This is a genomic window from Xanthomonas axonopodis pv. maculifoliigardeniae, from assembly GCF_041519315.1.
Classification (GTDB): domain Bacteria; phylum Pseudomonadota; class Gammaproteobacteria; order Xanthomonadales; family Xanthomonadaceae; genus Xanthomonas; species Xanthomonas euvesicatoria.
This window is the reverse complement of record NZ_CP167998.1, coordinates 2010005-2024506: the sequence shown is the minus strand read 5'-3', so window position 1 is coordinate 2024506 and position 14502 is coordinate 2010005. Positions and strand designations below refer to the sequence as shown.

Here is a 14502-nt window from a genome sequence, read left to right as displayed (position 1 = left end):
GCGATAGGCTGACTGGATCGCCAGCACTCGATGCACCACATCGCTGCAGGCAGCAGGTCGCTTCAAGCAATAGACAACTTCGCATCAAGCAACAGATCGTCGCTATCGCGACCCCGAATCGGTGCAGGCCAAGGTCAGCAGCGCAGATCAGCCAAGCACATGAGGGTTGAGTTGCCAGACCGAAAAATTGAGCGCCGCCGCAAAGCTCACCCACGCCAGATACGGCACCAACAACCACCCCGCCAAAGCGTGCCTCTTCGCAAACGCCCCAATGGTGCCCACCAGCACGAGCCACAGCGCCACGATGTCCGCGAATGCCCACGCCCCCAGATGCCACGCAAAGAACAACCAACTCCAAAGCCCGTTGAGCGCCAGCTGCACGACGAACAGTGTCAGCGCCATGCGCGCACCAGCCCATCTCCCACGGCGCCACACCAACCACACCGACACCGCCATCATTCCGTACAGCACCATCCACACCGGCCCGAACAGCCAGCCCGGCGGTGCCCACGCCGGCCGCTGCAGCTGCGCATAAAAGCTGGCGGCCTGGATCGATGCAGTTGCGCCCAGCGCGGCTGCGGCATAGCAAAGCACCAACCAGCCGAGAAGGCCGAACCATTGCGATTTTTTTGCCGTCAATAATGTCATGGCGATCCAAGGAAGTGTCATACCAGATGCAGCAGGCTCGCATAAGCCCAATGCAGACCGTGAGTACAACGCTCACGGAGTCAGCCATCATTGGCGCCAGTCCAGGCGAAGCAATTGGCTTAATCAAGAAATCCCGGGCGTTCATCCACCAGACGCTCGGACGCCATCCGCAACAGGAATTGCTCAATCGTGGTAGGCCCGAAGCACGCTTCGGACAAGATGACTTACGGCATGCCAGGAGGCAAAGATAATAAAGCCACGACGGTATTGCCGGCTTTAACGCCGATCCATTGCGCGCTACGCGTGCGCAACGACGCTGCACAAACACATTAATCCGCCGTTCCTGGATCGGTCAGGCTTGCCATCTGACGATTAATTAGTCCGTTGTCGTTGATCCCATCCGCCCGGCGCAGTTGGGACACGGATGGGAATTTGACATGCCAATTCGAAATGCTCGGCACCGTGCGCGTAAGGAAGACCCAACCATGCCTCGAACGCTGGCAGGTCTTTCGGCAGATATCCGCTGGCAGGCAGCCATGTATCGCGTAACCAACCAAACGCGCGCATTTCCAGCGCCAGTCCTCCCCGTATCACGACCTCGGCCACCTTCATGGGTGGAAATCGGAAAACGCCGATCTCACCGCAATGACGCCCATGCGTGACCTCCACCGCGACGTCGTACCGGCAATCCCCTGCAGATGCCAGACGAGGTTGATCCCAGAGGTAGCCCAACCACTGATGATGCTCGACGCCGGCGTCTTGTGCCCATGCCACCAAGCGCATGGCTGCTGCTTGGACGGAGCCTTCCTCAAAGGGGCGGTGCACGCGAAGGTACTGGACCGTGCGCTCCGGGAGATCGCGCAGCGTGACCGAAAATTCCTGTGCATCGTCTGCAGCACTACCACCGAGGCCCGATACACCTGCCAAGGTGTCGTCCAGCGCACGCCGACGGCCGGCCAGGCACGTCTCCAGATCCAGTTTTCTTGGAGAGCATCCAAAGTGTCTTCGGAAGTTCCTGGAAAAATCCGATAACGACGAAAATCCCCGACCCAACGCGATGTCTGTCAAAGGTTGACGATTGCCTTGGGAAATATCGCCCAGCGCATTTTCCAGCCGTCGGCGCAGCACGAATGCATGCGGGGTTTCGCCCATCACGGCGCGAAACATGCGCTGAAAATGGAACGGCGAAACACAAGCCGCACCTGCGATCAGAGACAGCGACAGCTGCCCGGCAAGGTTGACCTCGATGTAGTCCAGCGCACGGTTCACGCTCTGGACCACGGTAAGGGGCACCGTTTCGCTGATCGGCATGTGCGCAAGATCCGACAAGTGGCGGCAGTGACGATGCTATATCTTGATCCCGTGGGCAATGCATTTTCCATCAGGGTTGGCAGCGTTGCCTGCCATTCAATCCACTGACGAAGGCTGGCAAGGGATCAGACATGCACGGAGTGACAGGGATCGGCGGAATCATCATCAAATCCAAGGACGCGCCTGGATTGCAACGGTGGTACGCGGCGCAGCTGGGGATCGAGGTGCAAACGTGGGGAGGCACAGTGTTCGACACCAGCGCGGGTGTGGAAGGCGCTGAAAACGCATTGGCCTGGGCTGTTCAGGACGAAACAAGCGCCCAATTCGAGAACACCACCGCCCCGTTCATCGTGAATTACCGGGTCGACGACCTGGAGTCGCTGATTGCCAAGCTCAAAGCTGCGGGCTGCCGCGTGTCAGAGAAGATTGTGAAGTCCGAATTCGGCCTGTTTGCCTGGGTCATCGACCCGGACGGCAATAAAGCGGAATTGTGGCAAGCGATTTGAGAGCTGGCGAGATCACTGAAAAAAAAAGATCGGAGTGCGCATCGATCTTGCATATACCAAGTCCGCGCTGAGACAAGTGCTGAAAAGTCATCGTGTCGTTTGGCACGGTCTTGCCGACCGACAGCTCGCTACTATCGGATGCCCGTGACGTATCTGGTCGACATGTCTCAATCAAAGTGGTCTGCTCTTGCTAATCGCAATGCCCCGTCCGTTCTAAGCCATCCACTCGCTAGGCTGGCGATGATCTTCGTGGTGATGGCGCTCGCCTACTTCCCTTGGCTGCCCTTTCCTTGGCGCATGCCAGCAGTTGGCCTGATGGGGGCCGCACTTGTTTGGCAAGAGACCCGCAGCCGTTGGGCCTGCGGCCTGAGCTGGCAACGGTTTGGTCCAACAATTGGGTGGACAGCTATCCTGGTGCTGCTGGTCACCGCTCTCATCACGCCAATCTTTCAGCCGCTCATCGACTACCTGACAGGCACGAAGACCGACTACAGCGCCTATGGCGCGCTTCGTCATAACGCACCGGCTGCACTGAAGCTAATCGGCTCTGCATGGATCAGCGCAGCCATCGGTGAGGAGTTGGTGTTTCGGGCATTTTTGATGCATCAACTGGAAGCCTTGTTCAAGCGCAGCAGTCTAGGTCGCCTCACCGCAGCCATTGTCGGAGGTGTCGTGTTTGGCGCCATGCATGCGAGCCAAGGCATCTCGGGAATCGCGCTGACGGGTATCGTCGGCGCAGCATTCGGCTATGCGTATCTGCGCTCAAACCGCAATCTGTTGGCGCTCATCCTGGCGCACGGACTCGTCGATACCTGGGGCGTGACGACGCTCTATCTTGGGTGGTATTGACTGCCCCATGCGTTAATGCCCGCGCGGTAAATCAGGCTGCGGCACTGGACCGTTCGATCATGTCCAACGGCTGCGACGTCGGGCTCGGTATTGCCATTCGTGCATGGCGGCATGGCCTTATCAACTTCGAGCGAGCAAGCGCGGCAGCGGCGCGCCCTCGACCAGAGCAGCACCTTGCCGGATACCGTGGCCCACCTGGGCGAGGCGAGAGTTGACTTGCTCGATGCCAGCCGACCGCTCCTACGAATGTGCTGCCATCTTGCGCATCAGCCATCGATTGCTGGTGACCCCGGCCCGATTCGAACGGGCGACCTTCCCCTTAGGAGGGGGACGCTCTATCCAGCTGAGCTACGGGGCCAAGGGCGGCATTGTCGCACGATCGTTGCGATTGCCAAGCCGGTAGGTGGCCGGCGGAGCCTGCTAAAATCGCCGGCTACCGTGTTGCGGATGGCTCGGCCACCGTGACCGCCACTGTTTCCAGGAGATCCCATGTCCGCTGACCTGCTCAAGACGCTCGACCTCGCTGCGTCCAATTCCGGCACCTATCTTGGCGAGGCGACCTGGTCGCAGGCCACCGGCGCCGGGGTGCTGCAGCCGCTCAATCCGACCACCAATGCGGTGATCGCCGAGGTGCAGGCCACCACGCCGGAAGATTACGAGTTGATCGTCCGGCGCGCCCAGGCAGCCTTCAAGGTGTGGCGTACCACGCCGGCGCCGCGTCGCGGTGAGGCCGTGCGCCTGTGCGGCGAGGCGCTGCGTGCGCACAAGGATGCGCTCGGTTCGCTGGTGGCGCTGGAAATGGGCAAGAGCAAGCCAGAAGGCGACGGCGAAGTGCAGGAGATGATCGACATCGCCGACTTTGCCGTGGGCCAAAGCCGCATGCTCTACGGCTACACCATGCATTCGGAGCGCCCCGGCCACCGCATGTACGAGCAGTACCAGCCGCTGGGGCTGGTGGGCATCATCAGCGCGTTCAACTTCCCGGTGGCGGTGTGGGCCTGGAATGCGTTTCTGGCGGCGATTTGCGGCGATATCTGCATCTGGAAGCCGTCCAACAAGACGCCGCTGACCGCGATCGCGACGATGAAGATCTGCAACGCGGCACTGAAGGACGCCGGCTTCCCGGACATCTTCTTCCTGATCAACGATGCCGGCACGGCGCTGTCGGAAAAGCTGGTCGAAGACACCCGCGTGCCGCTGATCAGCTTCACCGGTTCGACCCAGATTGGCCGCGTGGTGGCAGAGAAAGTCGCCCGTCGCCTGGGCCGCTGCCTGCTGGAATTGGGCGGCAACAACGCCATCATCCTGGACGAAACCGCCGATCTGAAGCTGGCCATCCCGGGCATCGTGTTCGGTGCCGTCGGCACTGCCGGGCAGCGCTGCACCACCACGCGCCGCCTGATCGTGCACGCCTCCATCTATGACACCGTGCTGGCGACGCTGGTCAAGGCGTACAAGCAGCTCGACAGCAAGATCGGCGACCCCACCGACCCGGCAAACCTGATGGGCCCGCTCAACAGCCAGGGCGCCGTTGCGCAGTTCCTGGACTCGATCGCCAAGGCCAAGGCGGCCGGCGGCACCGTCGAAGTGGGCGGCACGGCGATCGATCGCCCGGGCAACTTCGTGCTGCCGGCCATTGTCACGGGGCTGCAGAACAGCGACGCAGTGGTGCAGCACGAGACCTTCGCGCCGATCCTGTACGTGATGAAGTACAGCACGCTGGATGAGGCGATCGAGCTGCAGAACGGCGTGCCGCAGGGCCTGTCGTCGTCGATCTTCACCCAGAACCTCAAGGCCGCCGAGAAGTTCCTGTCGGCGGCAGGCAGCGACTGCGGTATCGCCAACGTCAACATCGGCACCTCGGGTGCGGAGATCGGTGGCGCGTTCGGCGGCGAGAAGGAAACCGGCGGCGGGCGCGAGTCTGGCTCGGACGCGTGGAAGGTGTATATGCGTCGTCAGACCAACACCATCAACTACTCCGATTCGCTGCCCCTGGCGCAGGGCATCAAGTTCGATCTTTGATCGAGACTGCATGGCGCGCCGGGCACATGCTCGGCGCGCCGCATGGTCGCAACGAGCCTGTTGCAACGGCCCGCGCGGCGTAGCCGACGCACACAACCCGGTGGTTCTCGCTATCGCAGTGGCAGTGGCAGCCAGGAAGCGCCGGCGGCTGCAGGCGACGTTCGCCGATCCGGCTCTGTGCAACGTACGCCACCTCTGCACGGGGCGCAGCGTCCGCCGGCGATACAACGCAGGCGCCCGATGGCACCGGCCCGGCTTGAACCCGCCGGGCCGCATGGCGCCCGTTCGGCACCACCGACAGCCAGCGTCCGGCAGGACGCGTCTCGACGGGCATGACCACGCCCTACCCGCACGAGCAGCCATTTCAGCCGCTCCCGTCCGCAAAACCAGCCCCGCAACGACGTTTGGCCGCAAACGGCACGCCTTTTGCCCGGCGGCTCTGGGATAATCATGCGACGCCAGCCTTCGGCTGCCGCCTTTCAAGGAGTTCATGATGAACGTTGTCGTTCGACAGACCAGCGCCATGGCGATCGTCAGCCTGGTTGCGGGCATTCTCGGCTGGACGCTGATCCCGTTCCTGGGCAGCATCTGCGCCATCATTACCGGGCATCTGGCCCGCGCGGAAATCCGCCGCAATCCCCAGGGCCTGGACGGCGACGGCCTGGCCATCGGCGGCCTCATCATGGGCTGGCTGGCGGTGGCGCTGTGGGTGGTGGGAATCGCGTTTTTCCTGCTGTTCTTCGGCGGCATGGCCTGGCTTGCGGCCGCCAACAGTTGAGCATGGCCACGCCCTCCTCCGCCCAGCGCTTCAACGACCGCGTGGCCGCCTATGTGCGCTACCGGCCCAGTTACCCGCCGCAGCTGCTGCGTTGGCTGCATGACGAACTGGGCGTGACGCCCGCAACGGCAGTGGCCGACATCGGCGCCGGCACCGGCATTTCCAGCCGCCTGTTTCTGGAAGCCGGGCATGCGGTGACGGCGGTGGAGCCCAACCAGGCCATGCGTGACGCGGCGCTGCAGTGGTTGGCGGAATTTCCCAAGTTTCAGGCGATCGACGGCACCGCCGAAGCCACCGGGCTGGCCGATGCCAGCGTGGGCCTGGTGTCTGCGGCGCAGGCCTTCCACTGGTTCGACATGCAGGCCGTGCACGCCGAATGGGCGCGCATCCTGCAGCCCGGCGGGCTGGCGGTGGTGTACTGGAATTCGCGCGAACTGGACAGCACCGCGTTCCTGCGCGGCTACGAGCAGTTGCTGCTGGATTACGGCACCGACTATTCCGCAGTGGCCGAGCGGTATCAGGACGATGCCACCATGCAAGCGTGGTTCGGCGATGGCTTCTGCGCGATGGCGCGCTTTCCGAATGTGCAGCGGCTGGACTTCGAGAGCTTGCGCGGCCGCCTGCTGTCGTCCTCGTACGCCCCGCTTGCGCACGACCCACGGCATGCCCCGATGCTCGCCGCACTCCGCACGTTGTTCGATGCGTATGCCCACGATGGGCTGATCGACTTCCAATACCAAACCCGCGTGTTCGCCGGGAGATTGAACTGACCCGCATGTATTCGCTTGCCCGCCCCTTCCTGTTTTCCCTGGATGCCGAGCGCGCCCACGCGCTGGCGTTGCGCTCCATCGACACCGCCTACCGCACCGGCACCACGGCATTGCTGGCCAGGCGCCCGGTGCCGCTGCCCACTCCGGCCTTCGGCCTGATGTTCCCCAACCCGGTCGGGCTGGGTGCCGGGCTGGACAAGAACGGCGAGCACATCGATGCGTTGTTTGCGCTGGGCTTCGGCTTTGTCGAGATCGGCACGGTGACGCCGCGCGCGCAGGAGGGCAACCCGAAGCCACGCATGTTCCGATTGCCGGAATACCAGGCGGTGATCAACCGCATGGGCTTCAACAATCTGGGCGTGGATGCGCTGGTGGCCAACGTGCAGCGCGCACGCCGCACGGGAGGCCTGCTCGGCATCAACGTCGGCAAGAACAAGGACACGCCCAACGAGGAGGCCACCAGTGACTACCGTTACTGCATGGAGCGCGTGTATCCGCTGGCCGACTACATCACGGTCAACATCTCCTCGCCCAATACTGCAGGCTTGCGCGAGTTGCAGGAAGAACAATCGCTGCGCCGCCTGATTTCCGACTTGCGCGAAACCCAGGAAGCGCTAAGCGCGCAACACGGCAAACGGGTGCCGATGCTGGTCAAGGTGGCGCCGGACCTCAACGACCGCGACATCGATGCCGCCGCACGCGTGCTGGCCGACCTGGCAGTGGATGGCGTGATCGCCACCAACACCACGGTGACGCGCACGCTGGTGGCCAATCACCCGCTGGCTGCCGAAGCCGGCGGTCTGTCCGGCGCGCCGCTGCTGGGGCAATCCACGTTGGTGCTGCGGCGCCTGCGCGCGCGCCTGCCCGAATCGATTCCGTTGATTGGCGTGGGCGGCATCAACTCCGGCGCCGATGCGGTGGCCAAGATGGCAGCCGGTGCGAGCCTGGTGCAGTGCTACAGCGGGTTGGTGTATCGCGGCCCGCAGCTCATCGGCGAATGCGTCAACGCCATCCGACGCCGTCGCGAAGCACCCAGCGGCGGTGCGGTGTCGCCGTTATGAGCGATGCAGTGCACACAGGCTGGCAGCTGAGCGAACAGGCGCCGCTGCGCGCGCTCAACACCTTCCATGTGGAGGCCACCGCGCGCTGGTTGCTCAACGTCCACGCCCCCGAGGAATTGCCGCAGGCATTGGCCGCGCCCGAGATCGCCGGACAACCGTTGCTGGTGCTGGGCAGCGGCAGCAATGTCTTGCTGGCCGGCGATCCGCCCGGCTGCGTGCTGTGTTTCGACAACCGCCAGACGTCCATCATCGCGCACCGTGCCGACCACGCCATCGTGCGGGCCGGCGCCGGCGTGAACTGGCATGCGCTGGTGCTGTACTCGCTGCAGCAGGGCTTGTCGGGGCTGGAAAACCTGGCACTGATTCCGGGCACCGTGGGCGCCTGCCCGATCCAGAACATCGGCGCGTACGGCGCGCAGGTGGGCGACTTCATCCACGTGGTGGAAGCCTTCGATCGGCATAGCCAGCAGTTCGTGCGGCTGGATGCGGCCGATTGCGCGTTCGGCTACCGCGACAGCGTGTTCAAGCAGCAGCCCGAGCGTTATCTGATCGTGGCGGTGGAATTCAATCTACCGCTGCTACACGAACTGCGACTGGACTACGCCGGCATTCGCGAGGAACTGGCGCGCATGGGCGCCGAACTGGCGGGCGCGGCCGATGTGGCGCAGGCGGTGATCAACATCCGGCGCCGCAAGTTGCCGGACCCGGATGTGCTGGGCAATGCGGGCAGCTTCTTCAAGAACCCATTGCTGCCGAGCGAACAGATTGCCGCCTTGCAGGCCAACTTTGCCGACATGCCGGTGTATCCGGGCGAGCAGGCCGGCCAGGGCAAATTGTCGGCCGCCTGGCTGATCGAGCAATGCGGCTGGAAAGGCAGGCGCGAGGGCGATGCCGGCGTGTCGCCCGAGCATGCGCTGGTGCTGGTCAATTACGGCACCGCCACGGGCGCGCAGTTGCTGGATTTCGCGCGGCGCATTGCCGAGTCGGTGCGCGAGCGCTATTCGGTGATCCTGGAACCGGAACCGCGCATCATCGGGGCGCATTGGTGACCCCAGCACAGGTATCGCGGCGAGCCGCGCTGTGGATGCTCACCAGTACCTTCGCCTTCGGGTTGATGGCAATCACCATCCGCCTGGCCTCAAGCACGATTGCGACGACCGAGATCGCATTTTTTCGCAATGCGTTCGGGTTGCTGGCGTTGTTGCCGTTGATCGTGCGGCCGGGCAAGCCGCTGCCGCGCACGCGACAATTGCCGCAGTATTTCGCCCGCACCTTGATCGGCCTGGCCTCGATGCTGTGCGGGTTTTGGGCGATCGGCCATCTGCCCCTGTCGCAGGCCATCTCGCTCTCCTACTCCACGCCCTTATTCGTCACCGTGCTGGCCGTGGTGTGGCTGCATGAGCAGGTCCGGCTGCGGCGCTGGCTGGCGGTGGCGGCGGGTTTTATCGGCGTCCTGGTGATCCTGCGACCCGGCTCGTCCACGTTCACGCCCGGCTTGCTGATTGCGCTGTTGGCTGCGGTCATCAGCGCCATCGTCGCGATCCAGATCAAACAGCTCTCGCGCAGCGACGACTCCGACACGGTGGTCTTCTACACCTACGTGTTCTGGGTGCCGATGTCGCTGATTCCGGCGCTGTTCCAATGGAACTGGCCGCAGGGCATCGGCTGGGTATGGCTGGTGGCCACCGGCATCTTCGGCACCGCCGGGCAGTTGTTCTGGACGCGCGCACTCAAGCTGGGCGAAGTCTCTGCGTTGCAGCCGATCAGTTTCATGCAGCTGCCGTTGGTGGCGTTGCTGGGTTGGTGGCTGTTCGGCGAGGCGATCGAACGCCACACCGTGATCGGTGCGGCCATCATCATCGGCGCCAATGTCTATATCGCCCATCGCGAAACGGTGCTGGCGCGTCGCGCCGCTACGCATGCACCAGTGGAAGGCGCCAAGCCGGGCGAGTGAACCCGGCATCCCGACCTGCCTGGGCATGATCGCGAATACATCTGGTCCGGACGCCGACATACACTCCAGTCCCAAGCGCAGCGCACGCTGCGTGGCGTAGCTCTGGCAACCTCATCCGCTGTCGTATCATGGAGTTCGCATGCCGGTTCCAAGCAAGACAATCGGTTTGATCGGTGGAATGAGCTGGGAATCCACGCTGCCCTACTACCGCATCATCAATCAGCGCGTCCGCCATGCATGCGGCGGCCTGCATTCGGCGAAGCTGCTGCTGTATAGCGTCAATTTCCACGAGATCGAGCGGCTGCAGCACACCGGCGATTGGGATGGCGCTGGCCAGGCGATGGCAGCAGCCGCGCGTGCGTTGCAGGCAGCAGGCGCCGACTTCATCGTGCTGTGCACCAACACCATGCACTGCGTTGCCGACGCGATTACCGCCGCGACGCCACTGCCGCTGCTGCATATCGCCGATGCCACCGCCGACGCGCTGGTCGCAGCGGGCATCCGCCGGGTCGGATTGCTGGGCACGCGCTTCACCATGGAGCAACCGTTCTATCGCCAGCGCCTGCAGGCACGCGGCCTGGACGTGCTGGTGCCGCCGGCAGAGGCACGCGCACAACTGCATCGCGTGATCTACGACGAACTCTGCCAGGGTGTGATCAAGCCCGAATCGCGCGAATACTTCTGCAAGGTCATGGGGGAGCTCGGCCAGCACGGTGCGCAAGCGATCATCCTGGGCTGCACCGAGATTTCGCTGCTGGTGGACAGCACCGATGCGCAGTTGCCGTTGTTCGACACCACCGCACTGCACGCTGAGGCAGCGGCGCTGGCGAGCGTATCCGGCTGATGCGCAGCGAACGCCCGAACGCGCGCGGTAGCCGAAGCCTGCAGGCGTGTTTGCGCCAGGCCTGATGGGTGCCATCGGCAATTGATTGGCGAAACGGCGTAGCGACGGCCCCGCCCGGCAGCTAGCATTGCCTGCTCGGCGCATCAGCAGGCTTCAATGGCAATGCGCGCCACCCGCGACAGGATGCGACTGCATGACCACCCATGCCCCACCGACGCAGCTCACCCGCAGCGATTACAAAACCCTGGGTTTGTCCGCGCTGGGCGGCGCGCTGGAGTTCTACGACTTCATCATCTTCATTTTTTTCGCGAAGGTGCTGGGCGAGCTGTTCTTTCCGCCCGGCATTCCGGAGTGGACGCGGCAACTGCAGACATTCGGCATCTTTGCGGCCGGCTACCTGATCCGGCCGTTGGGCGGCATCGTGATGGCGCATTTTGGCGATCTGCTTGGTCGCAAGCGCATGTTCGCGCTGAGCATCGGATTGATGGCGCTGCCCACACTGGCCATCGGCGTGCTGCCGACCTACGCGCAGATCGGCCTGGCCGCGCCGCTGCTGCTGTTGACGATGCGCCTGCTGCAGGGCGCAGCCATCGGTGGCGAAGTGCCCAGTGCGTGGGTGTTCGTGGCAGAGCACGTCCCCGCGCGGCGCACAGGGCTGGCCTGCGGCACCTTGACCGCTGGCCTGGCTGCCGGCGTGCTGCTTGGTTCGCTGAGTGCCGGCGCACTGAATCGTGCGTTTTCTCCGGAGGAAATCGCCGAGTACGCCTGGCGCCTGCCGTTTTTGGCCGGCGGCATCTTCGGCCTGCTGTCGGTGTACCTGCGGCGCTGGCTGCATGAAACGCCGGTGTTCGCCGAACTGGTCGCCATGCGCGCGTTGGCGCGCGAGACGCCACTGAAGGTGGTGCTGCGCGATCACCCGCGCAGTCTGGCAATGTCGCTCTGGCTGACCTGGGTGATCGCCGCCGCAGTGCTGGTGGTGTCGCTGATGACGCCCACGCTGCTGCAGAGTGCGTACGGCTATCCGGCACCGGTGGCATTGCAGGCCAATCTTCTGGCAGTGCTGCTGCAGGCGATCGGCTCGGTGGTGGCCGGGGCACTCTCGGACCGTTGGGGCAACGGGCGTGTGCTGCTGGCCGGCAGCGTGCTTCTGGGTATCAGCGCATGGCTGTTCTACCGCTTTGCGGGCGACCCGCGCCTGCTGTTTCCGCTCTATGCCCTGCTCGGCGCTGCGCTGGGCGTGCTGGGTGCAATTCCGCGCGTGATGGTCGAGGCGTTTCCACCGGTGGTTCGGCTGTCCGGCGTGTCGTTCGCCTACAACCTGGGCTATGCCGTATTCGGCGGCCTGACTCCGCTGCTGGTGGTGATGCTGCTCAAGCAGCACCCGATGGGGCCGGCGTACTACGTCATCTTGCTGGCTTCCATCGGCGCCATGGTTGGCGCCCGGTTATCGCAACGGGAGCGGATCGGCCGCGGTTAATCGGCAAACGGCACGCGCCCGGGCTGCTCCGCCACCGCTCCAGCCGGCGTGCGCCAATGCGGCCGCCGCGCGCCGCGGAACATCACCAGATACAGCCCGACCACCCATACCAGCGCGGCCGACCAGCCGCCCAGGATGTCGGACGGGTAATGCACGCCCAGGTAGATGCGCGAGATGCCCACCAGCAGCGCGAACACGCTGGCGACAATGGTCACCGGCCAGCGCCAGCGCGTGTTCCAGGCCAGCGCGATGACCACCGCTGCCAATGTCATCGAGCCCATCGCGTGGCCGCTGGGAAAACTGAACGTGCTCTCCGGCGCGATCGATTCCCACAAGCTGGGGCGGTCGCGCTGGAAAAACTGCTTGGCGCCCATGTTCAACAGCGCCGAGCCGCCGAATCCCAGCGCGGCAAACGTGCCCTCGCGCCAGCGCTGCAAGACCAGCAACACCAGCACGATGGCGATATCGGCCGGAATCACGCCGTACTGGTAGCCCGCCTTGGAGATCGCACCAAAGAACGCATCCAGGCCGGGCGTGGCGATGCTGCGCATGCTCCACAGCAGCGGCTCGTCGAAGTAGACATTTTCCAGCGCGTGGACCTCATCGGCCAGGTCCACGAACAGCCCGAGCGGCAGCAGCACCCCGGCAAACAGCAACGCCATGCGCCACGCATTGCTACGCAACCATCCCTTGAACCCGGCCGGCGATTCAGCCGGCGCGGCGGACATAGGTACGTTCGACGTATTGATCGATCAATTCGATGAATTCGTAGGCGATGTTTTCGCCGCGCAAGGTGACGCTCTTTTCGCCATCGATGAACACCGGTGCCGACGGTGCCTCGCCCGTGCCCGGCAGCGAAATCCCGATATTGGCGTGGCGCGATTCGCCCGGCCCGTTGACCACGCAGCCCATCACCGCCAGGGTCATGTTTTCGGCGCCGGGGTTGGTGATCTTCCATTCCGGCATCTTGGCGCGCACATGGTTCTGCACCACGCCGGCCAGCTCCTGGAAGAACTCGGAGGTGGTGCGGCCGCACCCCGGGCAGGCGGTAACCATCGGGGTAAACGCACGCTGGCCGGTGGTCTGCAGCAGTTCCTGCGCGACGATCACTTCCTGCGTGCGCGACTGGCCCGGTTCCGGCGTCAGCGAGATGCGGATGGTGTCCCCGATGCCTTCCTGCAGCAGCACGCTCAGTGCCGCCGCCGAGGCCACGATGCCCTTGCTGCCGATACCGGCCTCGGTCAGGCCAAGATGCAGCGCGAAATCGCAGCGGCTGGCCATGTCGCGGTACACCGCGATCAGCTCCTGCACGCCGGACACCTTGGCCGACAGGATGATGCGCTCGCGCGGCAGGCCCAGCTCCACCGCACGCTCGGCCGAATCCACCGCCGAGCGGATCAGCGCCTCGCGCAGCACCCGGCCGGCGTCCCACGGGGTGTCGCGTTGCGAATTTTCGTCCATCAGCTGCGCTGCCAGCGACTGGTCCAGCGAGCCCCAGTTGGCACCAATGCGCACCGGCTTGCCGTACTTGATGGCGAACTCGATCAATTGACCGAACTGCAGATCCTTCTTCTTGCCGAACCCGACATTGCCCGGATTGATGCGGTACTTGGCCAGCGCCTCGGCACAGGCCGGCTCGGCAGCGAGCAGTTGATGGCCGTTGTAATGGAAGTCGCCGATCAAGGGCACTTCGATGCCCATCATGCGCAGCTTGTCGACGATGCGCGGAATGGCGGCAGCGGACTCGGCATTGTTGACGGTCAGGCGCACCATTTCCGAGCCGGCGCGCCACAGATCGGCGACCTGCTTGACGCTGCCGGCGATGTCGGCGGTGTCGGTGTTGGTCATCGACTGGACGACGACCGGATGGCCCCCGCCCACGGTCACGCTGCCGATCTTGACGGCCTGGGTGATGCGACGCGGCCAGGCGGTGGCGTCGGCGGGAGGGGTTGGGCGGGTCACGGCGTCATGCATCGCGCTATTTTAGCCTGTCCGCCGTGCGCTCACAGCTGAAGCGAGAGGCGCACCGATCTCTAGAGCGTGTGATGTACGTTGAGGTGAGTGCGAAGCGTCCGGTGGCGCGTCGAGACAGGGCGTGCGCTGCGGCCCAGGATGGCCGCCTGGGCAAGGCGCGCAACGCGGTATCGGCGCGCCACAGGACGCTTCCCGGAGGCTTGGCCGCCAGCGGCACGCAGCGGGCGGCCAACGCATCTCATCTCAACGTGCATCACACGCTCCAGGCCGATGCGACGGTTTGTCGCAGGCCACCATCTTCCCAAGCG

At 64.3% G+C, this 14502-nt stretch carries 13 protein-coding genes, 1 tRNA gene and 1 pseudogene; 10 read left to right on the top strand and 5 right to left on the bottom strand.

The genetic code is table 11. The features are described from left to right. Positions 1 to 147 precede the first annotated feature (147 nt). Both ACDH77_RS08935 and ACDH77_RS08930 read right to left on the bottom strand, forming a co-directional pair. Complete coding sequence (locus ACDH77_RS08935; RefSeq protein WP_031422380.1) at positions 148 to 648, bottom strand: TspO/MBR family protein; 501 nt, start codon at positions 646 to 648, stop codon at positions 148 to 150. A gap of 372 nt (positions 649 to 1020) precedes the next feature. Continuing rightward, positions 1021 to 1917, bottom strand: coding sequence for a GyrI-like domain-containing protein (locus ACDH77_RS08930; protein ID WP_230201297.1), 897 nt, complete (start codon positions 1915 to 1917; stop codon positions 1021 to 1023). Between ACDH77_RS08930 and ACDH77_RS08925 the strand changes: the two are divergent. Both ACDH77_RS08925 and ACDH77_RS08920 read left to right on the top strand, forming a co-directional pair. Further along, positions 1825 to 2465, top strand: a pseudogene (locus ACDH77_RS08925) (VOC family protein). The gene ACDH77_RS08930 and the pseudogene ACDH77_RS08925 sit on opposite strands and share 93 nt — an antisense overlap. Before the next feature lie 297 nt (positions 2466 to 2762). After that, positions 2763 to 3314 (top strand): CPBP family intramembrane glutamic endopeptidase, encoded by a 552-nt coding sequence (locus ACDH77_RS08920; RefSeq protein WP_031422373.1) that lies wholly within the window; start codon positions 2763 to 2765, stop codon positions 3312 to 3314. Positions 3315 to 3595: 281 nt separating this feature from the next. Here the strand turns inward: ACDH77_RS08920 and ACDH77_RS08915 are convergent. Beyond that, a tRNA-Arg gene (locus tag ACDH77_RS08915) sits at positions 3596 to 3672 on the bottom strand. Positions 3673 to 3803: 131 nt separating this feature from the next. Between ACDH77_RS08915 and ACDH77_RS08910 the strand changes: the two genes are divergently transcribed. The 8 genes from ACDH77_RS08910 (at position 3804) to ACDH77_RS08875 (ending at position 12220) form a co-directional block, all read left to right on the top strand. After that, the gene (locus tag ACDH77_RS08910; RefSeq protein WP_372353834.1) at positions 3804 to 5336 is read left to right on the top strand and encodes an aldehyde dehydrogenase family protein; all 1533 of its coding nucleotides are present in this window, start codon (positions 3804 to 3806) and stop codon (positions 5334 to 5336) included. Between the two features lie 493 nt (positions 5337 to 5829). After that, entirely contained in the window at positions 5830 to 6114 is a 285-nt protein-coding gene (locus ACDH77_RS08905; RefSeq protein ID WP_011347158.1) for a DUF4190 domain-containing protein, read from the top strand. Positions 6115 to 6116: 2 nt separating this feature from the next. Continuing rightward, a complete protein-coding gene (locus tag ACDH77_RS08900; protein WP_008571242.1) occupies positions 6117 to 6884 on the top strand; it encodes a class I SAM-dependent methyltransferase in 768 nt (255 codons plus the stop codon). Positions 6885 to 6889: 5 nt separating this feature from the next. Continuing rightward, on the top strand, positions 6890 to 7945 hold the full coding sequence (locus ACDH77_RS08895) for a quinone-dependent dihydroorotate dehydrogenase (protein WP_218488598.1): 1056 nt from the start codon (positions 6890 to 6892) through the stop codon (positions 7943 to 7945). After that, positions 7942 to 8994 carry a UDP-N-acetylmuramate dehydrogenase gene (gene murB / locus ACDH77_RS08890; protein ID WP_071118333.1) on the top strand — a complete coding sequence of 351 codons (1053 nt, stop codon included), beginning with the start codon at positions 7942 to 7944 and terminating at the stop codon, positions 8992 to 8994. The genes ACDH77_RS08895 and murB overlap by 4 nt, the downstream gene beginning before the upstream one ends. Next, positions 8988 to 9899: a DMT family transporter gene (locus ACDH77_RS08885; protein ID WP_029819248.1), complete on the top strand. Its 912-nt coding sequence runs from the start codon at positions 8988 to 8990 to the stop codon at positions 9897 to 9899. Before murB ends, ACDH77_RS08885 begins: the two co-directional genes overlap by 7 nt. A 139-nt stretch (positions 9900 to 10038) precedes the next feature. Then, the gene (locus tag ACDH77_RS08880) at positions 10039 to 10743 is read left to right on the top strand and encodes an aspartate/glutamate racemase family protein (RefSeq protein WP_031422364.1); all 705 of its coding nucleotides are present in this window, start codon (positions 10039 to 10041) and stop codon (positions 10741 to 10743) included. A 193-nt stretch (positions 10744 to 10936) separates the two neighbouring features. Continuing rightward, on the top strand, positions 10937 to 12220 hold the full coding sequence (locus ACDH77_RS08875; RefSeq protein ID WP_014090024.1) for an MFS transporter: 1284 nt from the start codon (positions 10937 to 10939) through the stop codon (positions 12218 to 12220). On the opposite strand, the gene ACDH77_RS08870 is transcribed toward ACDH77_RS08875, so the two are convergent. Both ACDH77_RS08870 and ispG read right to left on the bottom strand, forming a co-directional pair. Further along, positions 12217 to 12948, bottom strand: coding sequence for a phosphatase PAP2 family protein (locus ACDH77_RS08870; protein WP_008571247.1), 732 nt, complete (start codon positions 12946 to 12948; stop codon positions 12217 to 12219). The two genes, ACDH77_RS08875 and ACDH77_RS08870, sit on opposite strands and share 4 nt — an antisense overlap. Then, positions 12929 to 14194 carry a flavodoxin-dependent (E)-4-hydroxy-3-methylbut-2-enyl-diphosphate synthase gene (gene ispG / locus ACDH77_RS08865; protein WP_008571248.1) on the bottom strand — a complete coding sequence of 422 codons (1266 nt, stop codon included), beginning with the start codon at positions 14192 to 14194 and terminating at the stop codon, positions 12929 to 12931. The genes ACDH77_RS08870 and ispG overlap by 20 nt, the downstream gene beginning before the upstream one ends. Positions 14195 to 14502: the final 308 nt, after the last annotated feature.

Bases quoted from the DNA above. Each gene is read 5' to 3' on its own strand.
- ispG (WP_008571248.1), bottom strand. From the start codon at position 14,194: ATGCATGACGCCGTGACCCGCCCAACCCCTCCCGCCGACGCCACCGCC.
- ACDH77_RS08875 (WP_014090024.1), top strand. From the start codon at position 10,937: ATGACCACCCATGCCCCACCGACGCAGCTCACCCGCAGCGATTACAAA.
- ACDH77_RS08895 (WP_218488598.1), top strand. From the start codon at position 6,890: ATGTATTCGCTTGCCCGCCCCTTCCTGTTTTCCCTGGATGCCGAGCGC.
- ACDH77_RS08905 (WP_011347158.1), top strand. From the start codon at position 5,830: ATGAACGTTGTCGTTCGACAGACCAGCGCCATGGCGATCGTCAGCCTG.
- murB (WP_071118333.1), top strand. From the start codon at position 7,942: ATGAGCGATGCAGTGCACACAGGCTGGCAGCTGAGCGAACAGGCGCCG.
- ACDH77_RS08935 (WP_031422380.1), bottom strand. From the start codon at position 648: ATGACATTATTGACGGCAAAAAAATCGCAATGGTTCGGCCTTCTCGGC.
- ACDH77_RS08900 (WP_008571242.1), top strand. From the start codon at position 6,117: ATGGCCACGCCCTCCTCCGCCCAGCGCTTCAACGACCGCGTGGCCGCC.
- ACDH77_RS08920 (WP_031422373.1), top strand. From the start codon at position 2,763: ATGCCAGCAGTTGGCCTGATGGGGGCCGCACTTGTTTGGCAAGAGACC.
- ACDH77_RS08870 (WP_008571247.1), bottom strand. From the start codon at position 12,948: ATGTCCGCCGCGCCGGCTGAATCGCCGGCCGGGTTCAAGGGATGGTTG.
- ACDH77_RS08910 (WP_372353834.1), top strand. From the start codon at position 3,804: ATGTCCGCTGACCTGCTCAAGACGCTCGACCTCGCTGCGTCCAATTCC.
- ACDH77_RS08880 (WP_031422364.1), top strand. From the start codon at position 10,039: ATGCCGGTTCCAAGCAAGACAATCGGTTTGATCGGTGGAATGAGCTGG.